The 13,713-nt window shown below is 33.2% G+C and carries 10 protein-coding genes and 1 pseudogene; 6 read left to right on the top strand and 5 right to left on the bottom strand.

What is annotated here, in order from left to right; all coding sequences use genetic code 11:
* Positions 1-568 precede the first annotated feature (568 nt).
* Positions 569-922, top strand: a complete 354-nt coding sequence (locus DM800_RS03545) for a hypothetical protein (protein WP_087984034.1) — start codon at positions 569-571, stop codon at positions 920-922.
* A gap of 380 nt (positions 923-1,302) precedes the next feature.
* Here DM800_RS03545 and DM800_RS03540 read toward each other — a convergent pair whose 3' ends face one another.
* On the bottom strand, positions 1,303-1,743 hold the full coding sequence (locus DM800_RS03540; RefSeq protein WP_087984033.1) for a hypothetical protein: 441 nt from the start codon (positions 1,741-1,743) through the stop codon (positions 1,303-1,305).
* Positions 1,744-2,525: 782 nt separating this feature from the next.
* Between DM800_RS03540 and DM800_RS03525 the strand changes: the two genes are divergently transcribed.
* Positions 2,526-3,779, top strand: coding sequence for a sensor histidine kinase (locus tag DM800_RS03525; protein WP_147786413.1), 1,254 nt, complete (start codon positions 2,526-2,528; stop codon positions 3,777-3,779).
* 457 nt (positions 3,780-4,236) lie between these two features.
* Here DM800_RS03525 and colA read toward each other — a convergent pair whose 3' ends face one another.
* Positions 4,237-7,152, bottom strand: coding sequence for a collagenase ColA (gene colA, locus DM800_RS03520; protein WP_147786412.1), 2,916 nt, complete (start codon positions 7,150-7,152; stop codon positions 4,237-4,239).
* 203 nt (positions 7,153-7,355) lie between these two features.
* Complete coding sequence (locus DM800_RS03515) at positions 7,356-8,033, bottom strand: MgtC/SapB family protein (RefSeq protein ID WP_147786411.1); 678 nt, start codon at positions 8,031-8,033, stop codon at positions 7,356-7,358.
* Between the two features lie 290 nt (positions 8,034-8,323).
* Between DM800_RS03515 and DM800_RS03510 the strand changes: the two genes are divergently transcribed.
* Positions 8,324-8,842 carry a GNAT family N-acetyltransferase gene (locus DM800_RS03510; protein ID WP_088122784.1) on the top strand — a complete coding sequence of 173 codons (519 nt, stop codon included), beginning with the start codon at positions 8,324-8,326 and terminating at the stop codon, positions 8,840-8,842.
* Positions 8,839-9,731: pseudogene (locus DM800_RS03505) on the top strand (GNAT family acetyltransferase). Before DM800_RS03510 ends, DM800_RS03505 begins: the two are co-directional and overlap by 4 nt.
* A 21-nt stretch (positions 9,732-9,752) precedes the next feature.
* Here the strand turns inward: DM800_RS03505 and DM800_RS03500 are convergent.
* Positions 9,753-10,661: a VOC family protein gene (locus DM800_RS03500; protein ID WP_060487871.1), complete on the bottom strand. Its 909-nt coding sequence runs from the start codon at positions 10,659-10,661 to the stop codon at positions 9,753-9,755.
* 190 nt (positions 10,662-10,851) lie between these two features.
* Entirely contained in the window at positions 10,852-11,763 is a 912-nt protein-coding gene (locus DM800_RS03495) for a VanW family protein (protein WP_000488977.1), read from the bottom strand.
* 362 nt (positions 11,764-12,125) lie between these two features.
* Between DM800_RS03495 and DM800_RS03490 the strand changes: the two genes are divergently transcribed.
* Positions 12,126-12,467: a hypothetical protein gene (locus DM800_RS03490; protein ID WP_116480664.1), complete on the top strand. Its 342-nt coding sequence runs from the start codon at positions 12,126-12,128 to the stop codon at positions 12,465-12,467.
* 117 nt (positions 12,468-12,584) lie between these two features.
* Positions 12,585-13,676 (top strand): DUF3900 domain-containing protein, encoded by a 1,092-nt coding sequence (locus tag DM800_RS03485; protein ID WP_147786410.1) that lies wholly within the window; start codon positions 12,585-12,587, stop codon positions 13,674-13,676.
* Positions 13,677-13,713 lie beyond the last annotated feature (37 nt).

The following is a 13,713-nucleotide window of genomic DNA, read 5'->3' as shown; positions in this document are numbered from 1 at the left end:
AATGAATTGATGCCCTCTAATTTTCAGCCAAACTATATTTTGTTTTAAAAGGATTATTTTATAGTCTATTACATGATTTTGAATGAGACTTAACATTCTTTGTTACTTAAATAGTAATACTTTTCTCCCTTGTTTAAGTACAAATCAAAATCTTGATTCCCCTTACACATATTGTAAAATCCAAAAGAAATGTTTCTTCATTTTATCTTATACAGACAGCATATATTATGTATTTCTCAACACCAATAAACGTAGCTAGCTCCCCTATAATGGTCTCTCTAGCTGGTAACTGTCATACCTTTTTAAAAAATCACTGTCTTTAATAACAGATCCTTTTAACTTTCCTCAATTAAAATATCCTTTTTATTTCATTTTTTGTTTAACCTCAATGCTATGTAAACTTCTTTTAATCTATTAATCTCCTACTAGACTTCTCCATGTAGAGATAAAGGAGACTTCTCGTTCAAATAATGAATTATGCAATATTGCATTTGATAATCGTTTTCATTGTAACTATAATGGTTACATAATTACTATTAATCCAAATACTCTACGTGGAGGTTTTATTATGTTTAAAAAAATTATTGTATCTTCTATGGCGCTTACTATGTTGGGTGGGGCTGCAACTATGCTAGAAACACCTACTGCTCAAGCAGCTTCTTATAACTCAACATCAGCTTCTTACTTTGATGTCACTCCCGAAGAAGCTGCTGCTTTTTATCAATCTCAGGACTATAAAAAATTAAAAGACTTTATGGATGACTTTGAAGCTAGAAACCCTTATGTTCCTGGTGGAGGCTATGCTCAAGGTAGTGTCCGTATGCAAAAATTCAATGATGCCCTTAGAGCTGCTAAATTAACAAATGTATACCAAGAATTTATTAGAATTTCGTACTACAATCATTATCCAGAACCAAAATAATCTAAACAAATAAAATGCTTATTACTTTAACTTAGCCTAATTTTAAATGTATAGCCTAAAGCTAGAAAAAACCACTTATATAAGGGGTTTTTTCTAGCTTCCTATGTAATTTAGCTGAATATTGAGTTATCTTTATTTTAAGATTACTTACAACCGACATCCTCTTTTTTTTACACAAACTAGTAAATTAGCTATAAAAATATCAAAATGTATTTATAAATTGTTGAAAACAATTCTCTTCTGTTTAATAGTAAAAAGCGAGCACCCTCTCGTAATTACATAAGGTGCTCGTTTTTATTTTTATGTGTAATTCTCGATTTAATATAGTTACTTTCTAGTAAGTAAAAACTAAATTAACTTATAAACAAGGCTTTTTAAATTTAATTTATAGATCTTACTGCAACTTGGAATTGTCCCTTAGAACCATCATCATTTGAAACGTAAATTTTATATGTTCCAATTGGTAATGGAGATAAAGCATTCCGTACATTTGTAACATTAATTTTTTGTTCTCCAGGTTTTATATAACCACCAACAATTAGCTCCATATTTGGACCTTTCACACTATATCCCATTGTATTTTGGCCATTATTTTTCATAAAGAAGCTTAAATTTTCACTCCCATTATATACAAAAGAAGTTACAGCCTCTCCACTATAATCCATTGTTTGAGTTAATAATAAGTCTACAGGAACATGTTCGACTATATGAATTGTATCATTCGTTTTGTGTATTTCTTCAGCATAAGTATTATTTCCTAACACACCAAGTGTTAATGCTGAAATTACTCCACAACTAAGCACTAGTTTATTTAACTTCATTTTAAGTTCCCCCTTGATGTTTGTAATCTATTACCATCATACATTCTTTTTCAGGTGCGTTTTTATGTAATAATTCATATCTTTAAACCTATATATTTTAACTTTACACCTTAATAGTTACTGAAAAATTCACATTGATAAAGCTACAGTATTATGATTCATAAAAAACATGTAAATTTCAAAATCTTTTTAACGAGAATTCATACAATTAAGTACCAAGCACTCAAATAAATAGCGTTTCCATTTTAGATAAAATATACTAATGAAAAATTTTGAAATTTATACTTTATAATTTGGTATATTCCATGTTAATATAACGAAGGCTACAAATAGAATCCACAAAATATATTTTTTCATAGAATATTCATACTTAAAATCCTATTATTTTATTAGTAACTCAATCCTAGTTTTCCTTATACAAAAGTCAATTTCTAGTTTCATATGTATAAATATCTAAGTAGATTTTTTTATCTATTATTTTTCCTAACGTCCTTATCAATTCTAATAAAGCGAAACTTTAATCAGTGGGGTTTTATTCATCCCCCACTGATTATTAGTTGAACCAATCGGGCTTTTACGGGCAGTTGATCCCCTACCTAACTTCTTTGCTTCCGCTGAATTTTGAGGTGGGGGTCTTACTGCCCGTTAATGCGGGATAAAAGTAATATTATAGTACTTTTTCAAGCGCTCTTCCTTTTTTAGATAGAAAGTCTATTAATAACTAAACATCTAAGTTTAACTCATACATAATCCAATATACAAACTATCGGAGATGCAAAACTATGGGAATATCTACGCTTTTATTAAATACCTTTATAATAATAATTTGTATCCTTAGCTACCACGTATTTTGGCTAGAATTTAAAGAAAAAAAAACATGTAATAATATATTGATTTCTATCCTTTCCTCCATTGCTATTATTTTTTGCATGACTTTTCCTTTTCATTTACATGCTGGATTTATTTATGATTTACGTTTTATTCCTATCATATTAGTTTTTCTATATGGAAATACAAAAAACATTGTTTTTATAGGAATTTTATATCTTTCTTATCGATTTTTCTTAGGCGGAAATGGAGTTCTTCCATCATTTATTATCTTTACTATTATTTCTGTTATAACAATGCTCTTTCGTTACTTATTACCAATGTATGTTAAAGAAAAAAAGATATTATTAAGCTTGCTTCTTATTTTAGTATGTACAACTTCACTTTCTATCTGCGGTATTGTAACTCAAATAAATACAGGTGGTAAAATTGACTCTACTCTCATAGAATTTTTATTAAATTATATAATCATTAATATATTTACAGTATTATTATCAGTGTATTTAATAGAGGGAATGATTGAGAAATATAAAATGAAAGAAAAGCTGCAACGGGCTGAAAAATTTTATATAGCTAGCGAACTAGCCGCGTCCATTGCACACGAAATCCACAATCCACTAACCACAGTACATGGATTCACTCAATTGTTAAATGAAAAACATGCCTCTAAGCTACCTCAGAATCAGTACTTAGAAATCATGTTAATTGAAATGCAACATATACAATCTACTATTAATAACTATTTATCTTTAACAAAACCACAGAACACCCTAAAAGAGAAAATAGATATTAATCATATTTTAAATCAAGTGAAAGACACTATTTCACCACTCGCTCTATCATACAAAGTTGAAATAATACAAAATAGTACAAATTCCTTTTATATAAATGGAGACCCCGAAAAATTCAGGATTTGTCTAAACAACATCATACAAAACGGAATTGAGGCCATGATAAATGGTGGAGTATTACAAATAAATATACAGAAAATTAAAGGTGATATTATAATCGATATTATTGATTCAGGGGTTGGAATGTCCTCTCAACAAATAAAGCGGATTGCTTTACCATTCTATTCAACAACAGAAAAAGGAACTGGGCTTGGTACTATGATTGCTTATAGTATTATTAAAGAATTAAACGGTGATATAGAAATAGAGAGTAAATTAGGCCAAGGTACACGATTTTCCATTAGTATCCCTTGCTAATATGACGGAATTATTCAAATAATTATTTTTTCTATTTAACTTATAAAATAAATTTCAAAAATGCCGCTACTTAACTCATTAATCATCTTGATTTCGTGAATAAATTAAACGTAATAAGGACCAGAGTATATCTGTTTTTACGGATATAGCCTAGTCCTTTAATTAAATCAAATATACTTAAATTTTATTACTTTGCTCACATCTCTATGAAATCATAATTCATCGATTGTATCTCATTTACTGATTAGGTCTACTTAACTTCAAGATAAGATCTCTTGATACTTGATTTCTTAATATCATTAGATACATTACCTATAGTTATTTTTTTATTTTAAATATTAAATTTTTAACATTCATAAAGATACCAATTTTTATCTTCATAACTGATATTGTAACCTGTATTACTTGATATAGACTTAAATTAATTTCCATTCATTGAAAGACAATTTCTCTTTTGCTATTTCACTTCTACCGTATAATTCCCTGTTCCCCCGCCATACTGATACACATGTAAATAATATTTTCCTGGATATGTGTAGTAACTTCCTACTAACTTATTCCCTTCTTGCTGGGCATACGTAACATAATTATTTAAATCCGCTTCTGAATAAAGAACCCAGTTTACTCCGATATTATTTTCCTTCGTTACATTAATTTGTAGGTTTTTCGCAGTTTCCACATTTATTTCAAAGTAATCACTCGTATCACCATTTCCTAAACTAGCACGTAAAACTTGATTTAATTGCAGTTTATTTGCTGTTTGGAATGAATTATTTGGCTCTTTTTCTACACTGTTATCTTCTTTCTTTTGGACCGTTACATTCGTTGTAACAGTATTCGTTAATCCTTTGTCGTCTGTTACTGTCAATTTTGCCGTGTACGTTCCTTCTTTTGTATACACGTGAGTTGGATTTTGTTCATTACTTACAGTACCATCACCAAACTCCCATTTATAAGCAACAATTTTTCCATCTTCATCTTTTGATCCATCGCTTTTAAACGAAATTGTTTCATTTAAAATTCCGTTATATGGACCATTTATAACCGCAACTGGTGCTTTATTCACAGCACCTTCTTCTGTATTCATACCATGGAATACAACATCATATTCAAATTGTCCTGATGCATTCACACGATAATTTACAAAGTAAGCTGTTACTGTTTTATAGCCTGTCCATTCTTTTGCACTTAAACGTTTTAACGTATCATTTACGTTTTGTGTAATTGTTTTCCAGTCTTCATATTCCCCTTTTGCAGTAGTACCTGTATACGTTCCTTGCAGTGTAAATGTATTAAAGAACTGTGATTTATTTTTCTTAACTGATACATTACTTAATTTTGCTTCTGCTGTAATTTCTGCCGCAATATCTGAAACTGGTTTTGGTGCGTGAGTTGCTAAATAATCATCTGATACTAATGGAACATTATATTTCTCTCGGTTATCGACTAACATTTGCATATAGTCTTGATACTCTTTATTTAAATTCGCATCTTTACTTAATGCAGAGCGGTATGCATCATATGCTGTTACATCATTTTTTCTAATAAGATCATGAACTTTGTCAAACATATCATATCTCTTATTGTACATATACGATTGTAAAGCGAATGAATAATTATAGAAATCCCACGTTCCATACTTTGCATTTAACGTTCGCTCTGCCGTATAACGTTCTGCTGGATTTGAAGATATTCCTCCTATAATGCTCTTTCTCGGTACAACATTATCCGTTCTCGTTGCCCCCGCAAAAAACTCCGCATTCCCTTCTTCAAACCAAGATAATCTCTCATTCTCATACATCTTACCTTGTCCCCAAAGCCCTGGTACTTCATATCTACCTTGTAAGTAATGAGTAAACTCATGTCGGAACAATTCTTCTAAACTATAAATACTTTCTTCTGGCGTACGTTCATAAGTAAAGAACGTACCTGTTCCTTCTATATATAGGCCACCGTTATTCGTTTCATATCCGTACAATTGACGATTAAATTGATATTCAGCTGGACTATTATAAATAACCATCGTTAATACATCATCAGGATTTCCTTTTTCTAAAGGTTGATCACTTTCAACTGTACGATGGAATTGTGCCTTTACTTCTTTTGCCGCCCAATATAGACGTTTTACTTTTTCTTCTGTCACTTTATCTCCAGCCTTTAAAACAATTGCCCCATCATCAAACGTATACGTTTTCGGCAAATATTTTTTCTTCCCGTCTTCTCGTATTTGATCTAAATTCACAACATTTCCATTTGCATCTTTCCCGCCATAGTTCGTCGCAATTTGCTCAGCCGCTACGAAATATTGCTCTCCTAAATACGGATACATTTTCATTGCGTCCGTTACAACTTGCAATCCTTTCGTTCCTGTACTATGGAACGTACCAAGTCTACCTGTATAATAAATACCATTATTAATTAACCAACCATTCTTCTCTGTCACCGTTCCAATTAAAGCAAAACGACTTAATTCATTAATATAGCTATCAATTTTTTGGTACCATACTGTATCTTTCGGTGCTTTTCTCGTATCGTACAAATACGATTGAATGTCGTAATCAACACCTTGCATAATATCGTAAATCGCATTTCCAGCTGAAAGATTGTCTACCAATGTAGAAAAATTATCGTTATATTGTTTAAAAATCTTTGCAGCTGATGTTATCGTTTCCACATCACTCGAAGCATTTCCTATTAATTTTCCGTATGATGATACTACTCTATTTTGTTCTAACGTACCGAGTTTGAAATTCGGGTTATTCGCAATCGTTTTTAATGCAGGTAAGCATTTATCATGATAGCTCCGCTCATTTAGTTTACTTAATTCTGTATGATAAAATCCTAAATAAAACCCTGAGCGTAATACCTCTACTAAAGTCTCAATCCCTTTAGAATCATCCTTCGTATAAGCTTGTCCTTGCTGCTTCAATTTATCAATAATTGCCTGCATCCTACTATCATTTTGATAGAATGCAAGGCTATCCTTATTAAATTGAAATAGACCCGTAATTTGCTCCCAATCAATTGTTACGAGTAGATCTACTAATTGCTGATTGTTTAATTGATTTAATTCAGCAATTGTATAAGTTTTCGCTGCAGCTAATTGCTTACTTTCTTTTTTTACTTCAGGTGGCCTTTGCGACAAATCAGCAAATTGTAGCCTTTTCTCAAAAGACTTATTTTCAAGCACTTTTGATGAATGAGCTAATTCTTGCATTGGCAGTTGTACACCAACTGGCTCCATTTTGAGCACATTCCGATAAGAAACTTGCTCTCCCTTTTTACTTTCTGCCAATGTGCTCCCTTGAAAACTCCCTAACATTAAACTAGCAAAACTTACCCCTACTAACACTTTTTTTGAATAGCCTTTCATGCTCTCCCCTACCTTACATTTTTTAGTGTCCCGCACCATTATTTTACTATTCTTACTTTTTATTCTGTATTGAGAAAAAATAAGGGAACGTTCACATATGTATCCATACCGCGCAAAATTAACACTTGACTTTATGTGAATTTTATATCAAAAAAAGATAGATAATAGCGAAATTCCTGCTATATCTATCCTCGTTTTCAACGCTATGATTTTAACTTTATAAACGTAACTTCCGGTAATGCTTGCATATGCTGAATAAATTCATTCTTTTCTTCTGACGATATATTTTTCAGTTGCATCCCTACCTTATAAACTATTTCTGTACCTCGCTGCAAAGCTTCCACTTCATATGACAGTATTGGAATACCTTTCACTTGTAGCGTTTCTACTATTTGTTGTACCACCTCATGTTTATTTATACACATTTGCACTGTTATATTTTGCGGAAATAAAAATTGCACCTTAAAAATACGACTCACAATCTCTAAACCAATTAAAACTAGAATCGTCGCTCCAATGCCTACTACATACATGCCAGCCCCAATTGCTAATCCAATTCCTGCTGTAGCCCATAAACCAGCCGCTGTCGTTAATCCTTTCACTGCCTGTTTTTGAATAATAATTGTACCTGCACCTAAAAACCCTACTCCACTTACAACTTGTGCTGCAATACGGCTCGGATCAAGAGCCATATGTTCCTCATTCATAATATCTGAAAAAGCATATTTCGAAACGACCATTATTAATGCACTTCCTACCGCTACTAGGAAATGTGTTTTTAATCCCGCTTCTTTTGATCGAATTTCCCTTTCAATACCGATTATTGCTCCTAACAAACCCGAAACACCGATTCGTATAATCAAATCAAAATTTACACTCACGAGCCCTTCCCCCTTTCATTCATTATAGATAGATAAAACAAAAATTATCACACACATCCTTTTATCGATATGAAGGAATTTTGCTAAAATACACTTAATACTCCGACCGTTTTATGTTAATATTTTAAATATTAACATAAAATAAATAACTTCTAATTTTAAAACTCCACTAATTTTCTAAAAAAACAAAGGTGGATTACATGAGATGAGGTTGAGAAAGTTAAGAAAACGCTTACATTTTATACTGTATTTTTTTATACATACTAAATAAATAAAGGAGCTTACTAACGATGAACGTCTCTTTACTTACACCTACTATCGATTTACAAGAAGAATACTTAGATTTTTATAACGAATGGAAAGATAGCGGTGAAACGATGATTCCGTGGGTTATTTCAAAGGACCCTTCTAACTTTCCGGCTATGATTCAAGAATTGCTCGATGCGCATAACGGAATAAACCTCCCTGAATCTTGGGTACCAGACTCTACGTATTGGCTCGTTACAGATGAAAATAAAATTGTAGGAGCTGTTAATATACGTCATAGTTTAACCGAGCATTTATTTAACGCTGGAGGTCATATCGGTTATGGCATTCGCCCTTCTGAAAGAAGAAAAGGTTATGCTACGAAGTTATTAAAATTATCGCTAGAAAAAACGAAGGAATTAAACATTACGAAAGCACTTGTCGTTTGCGACGAAGTGAATACAGCTTCAGAAAAAACAATTTTACATAACGGCGGGCTTCGTGATGATGATTTCATTGAGGAAGATGGAAATGTAGTAAGAAGATTTTGGATTGAGCTATGAAGAAGTCATCCAATGAAAATAATCTTGTTATAGAGAAATATAGTAGAAGTAATGAGCTAAAAGTAAAACAACTTATTGATTTATACAATGAAGACTCTTATCTATTTAACTTATTACGAGATAATAAAACAAAATGTGCGTATATTGCCTACTATAAAAAAGATGTAGTAGGCGTCTTTTTCACGTGGAACAGTAACTTCCATCCATACTGCACATACTTTCGAATGTATACAAATCCGTTCTATTCAGAGGTACACATTGAACAATTTTTATTAAACGAGATTCAAAAACGAGAAAACTTCAAACTACCATTACAAACCTCTATATGGGGAACATCGGCTCATTTAAAAGCCTATTATGAAGAACATATATGCCGATATTAGAAGTACGCAAAATCATAGCTATCGATACAAAGCTTCATTCAAATTATGATGTACAAAGCTTATCAATCATCCTATCCAATAATAGCTCCTTTGAAAAGCTAGCTCACTTAGTAAAAACGAATTATGAGGATACTCACTTAGCAAATCCCGTTCCCTCATACCCGCTCGAAACTTGGAAAGAACAGATCTTAACTGATGATGTGTTACTAGATGGGAGCTTTGTAATGATAGATGAAGAGAATAAAATTATTGCGTACTCTTTCCTCCATACATCAGAAAAGGATAATACGGTAGAACTAGGATGGTGTGGGACTCACACTACAGAAAATTTATCCTTACTGAAACTTCTCGTTTTCAAACAAGCTATGTATACAAGTAAACACGGTTATTCTTTCATTCAAGGTGAATTCGATTCAACGAGTATATACGCAATGGAGATATTAAAATCTTTTCCTTTCAATCCTTGTGCTACTTGGATTACGTATCAAAAAGAAGTCGGAAAGTGATTATACACCTTCCGACTTCTTTTATGCTTTCTCTATTTCAAACTGCACTGTAATACCACTAGGATCTACTACTGTAAATCCGTTTGTACTTTCGTTTACTTTATGTTGTTTTTCTATTAATCTTTCTTTCACTTCATCTAACGCTTCTTTATGTGGTAATACAATTGTATACACTTTAAGTCCAGTTGCATGTGCGGGTGGGTGTGGATTATTTACTCCGTTCCACGTATTTGCACCGATATGGTGATGATATCCTCCTGCAGAAATGAATAAGCAGTCATCTTCACGCTGTTGTACTTCAAATCCTACTGTCTCTACATAAAACTCGTGTGACTTCTCTACATCTGCTATTCGTAAATGTACGTGCCCAACGACAGTATTAGCAGGTAATCCATCAACCTCATAATCAACGAGCGTTGCCAGTTCTTTTAAATCTAGCGGCGTACTTCCTCCTGGTCCTTCTCCCCATTGATCACGCGGGCGGTCTGCATAAATTTCTATGCCATTCCCCTCTAAATCTTGTAAATAAAACGCTTCGCTATACGTATGATCACTTGCACTATTAAACCTTGAGATCGGTAAAATTTCATTTGAATATGTATAACGTCCTTCTTGCTCAGCCGGACTATCAATTACATTCTTATTACGAATCACACCAAATAATGCCGAAGCAAAAGCCTCACGAGTCGGAACTAAAAAGGCTACATGATATATACCAGTCGTACGCGGTTCTTGCAGTACCCCGTCCTCTAATTTTTCAAGAACAAGTAACGTGTTCTTTCCACCTTTTCCTGATAAATATGCTTTATTCTCCTCTTGCTTAATTACTTCTAAGCCCACTACATTCTCATAAAATGCAATTTGGCGCTCTAAATCTTGCACTTTAAATTCAACATGACCAATACGTGTTTTCGGATGAATTTGTACCATGAATTACTCCATCTCCTTATCCCGATATTTTCCTATTTCATATAACCGTTACTATGAAGGATACAACTAAAATCATCCTATGTAAATAAGAAAAGTCAGAATTTACACACATTTTTATTTTCATAATAAAAAAGTCACCTCTTCTAACTTTCAGAAAAGGTGACTTTACAAAAACAGTATGCTGTAACTCTTATTTCATTTTATGTACTTCGGCAACTAACTTTCCACCCTGAATGCCCATATAAAGTTTCACAGGTGCATCATTCGTATTTTCAAACACTAAGTCTAAGTATGGATATGCAATTGTAGCATCTCTTCCTTGTGGAACATAACCTACCGTTTTAGAATGTGTCGTTCTCTCTACCATTTTCAAACCAGCTTGATCTGCTGCATTGTATAATGTTGATGATGTTTGACAAACACCACCGCCGTATCCATCTACTAATTTACCATCTACAATTTCTTTTCCAAGTTGATATCCTTTATCTGGCGTTGTATCACCAATTAATGCATTGAAAGAGAAACTGTCTCCTTTTGCTAATACAACTCCATTTATGCTCGCTGCTGACAAGCGAATATTCTCAATACGGCCACCTGCTGAGCCACCTAAATTCGTTTCATATCTACCAATTACCGTACCACTTCCTTGCGCATCACTTAATGTTGCGATAGGCTTTTTCTCAACAATAGGTAATTGATATGAAGAATCCCACATGCCAACGTTTAATAATTTATCTACTAATTCTTTTTCCATTAATTCATAAGAAGGTTTTCCTTCTTGCCAACTTCCATCAGGTGCTACACGTGAAGGGACCATCTTTTTGTCAACGCTTTTTCCAACCTCGCTAGCAACCTTCGTTACCGATTTTTTAAATTTTGCTTCGTCTTCAAAATAACCTAGACTCGATAAATCTAGCTTTTTCACTTCCGTACCAGTACGACCATCTACTAAACTAATAGAATCCTGTACCTCTGCTTTAGCCTCTACCGTGTGGCCACCAATATCACTTACTAATGCAACATCACTTACTTTTGCACCACAACCACTCACTATAGCTACACATAACACCCCAACTAATATACCCTTTACTTTACGGAACAATATACTCTCCCCTTTTTCCCAATATTACTTTTATGTATTATTTCATTTTTATGTATGTTTTGTTACAATCATTTTACAATATATTTATAAAATGTTACAAGTTATTTTTTACTCTATATAAATTACTCTTTTCTTTTCTAAATGTCTATACATATTTATATAAAAGTTGGAGTCCGATAGAATTGTAACCTTTATGTAACCTCACCTTTTTATCCAGTATATACCATAAAACAAAAGAAATACAAATGTAAAACTCCATATTCTTATTTATAAAGGAACACCTTGTGAACATAAATAGGTATTTGCCGTGCCACACTCCGCTTTTACACATACATTATGGTGAATTAACCTATTTTAAAGAAATGGAGGATGTTTTTATGTACCCCTACAATCCATACGATCCATATAACCAAAATGGTTATCAACCTCAATATGATTTACAAGCACAATACCAACAATATATAGATCCAGCAGAACAAGTTAATCCATATGATCAAAATCGACAATTCCAACTTCCCATCTCTTTTCCTGGTACTGGAAACCGTCAACTAGAAAGACGAGTAAATGAGCTTGAACAAAGAGTACGTCAATTAGAAAACACGGTTGAGCGTCATACACGTAGATTAAACCGATTAAACCAGCGTTTACGTACAATAGAAAACAGACTAAACATTCCATTTTCAGCATTAGAAGACGGATTTTAATTTCGAAAGTAAAAAATATATAAAGGAAGGGGCTCCCCCTTCCTTTATATAAATTGACGAAAGTTTTTTCCATCTCTATACTGATAAGAGTTAATGAAATGAAACAAGGTGATAAATATGGATTTTGAAATAAATTATCTTTCCTTTTATGTTGTACAAGTAGAAGGAAAAGGTGAAGCTGTTGATAAACGCTACAAACATTTTCAAACGTTAGACGCTGAAGAGTATGAAGATAGCTCCTTAAAAGAATTTTTAAATGGTGAATTATTAAAAATTTCAAAGCGAAAAGTAGAACGTCATGCGAAAACAGAACAAGCTCCGACAAAGATCGGTCGCTTCATTGTAGAAGAAGGGCACGAACTTGATTCAAACCCCCATTACAACCTCTTTAATCGCATTCGCTTTGCGGAAACAAAAGAAAACTTCAAAGATATGAGTGAACCTCTCGTTTATACATATCTGGACACAAGCGCTGTACGCGGTGGTGTATTTTTAATTGCGCAAGCAAAACTACGCAAATACTTTGATGATCCATTCGTTTTCGTTATGAAATGTGACTTCGAACCGAAAGTCGCTTCTATTTCAGATGAATCCACACTGATTCGTAACGTTGAAATGGCCATCACAACAAAAAACATGAAATCTATCCAATATCCGTACATGCCTGAAGAAGGTATGGTCGAAGTAGGCGAACTAAAAATTCACCAAGCATCTCACGCCCGTTATTTTGAGGACTTCTTAAAATTCGTCGAGTACGAACGCTCTATGCCTGAAATTATGAAAACACAAGTAATGGACATGGTATACGACCAAATTGAAGATGTATTTGAAGAAGGTACGGAAGAACGCGAACAATTCGACCAAGCAATGGAAGTATGGGCTGCCAGTCCGAAACGCGAAATTATGGAACAATTTTCAACCGAAGAAGTAATGGAAGCTACCGCTCAAATCGTCGAGCACGCTCCTGAAGTGGAATTAAAGCTAAAAGCAGACCACATCTCCGTAAAGGCCCTGCTTGCTGATTTCGGGGATCAAATACATATCGCAAAGGTAAATGACCGATACGTATTAATGATTGAAGCTGATACACTTACGTTTGAGAAAGGCTTCTCTCCGATTGAATTTCTGAAGCCAGATGAATTGCAAGATGTGATTGAGCGGATTGAGAATAAGCAACAGTATAGCTACGGATCAGGAGAAATTGAATAGAATAATGTGAAAAATCCTACCTCTTATAAGAGGTAGG

Source organism: Bacillus sp. AY18-3 (assembly GCF_008042305.1).
Taxonomy (GTDB): domain Bacteria; phylum Bacillota; class Bacilli; order Bacillales; family Bacillaceae_G; genus Bacillus_A; species Bacillus_A wiedmannii.
The sequence above is the reverse complement of the archived record's forward strand: the minus strand, read 5'-3'. Positions and strand labels throughout refer to the sequence as shown.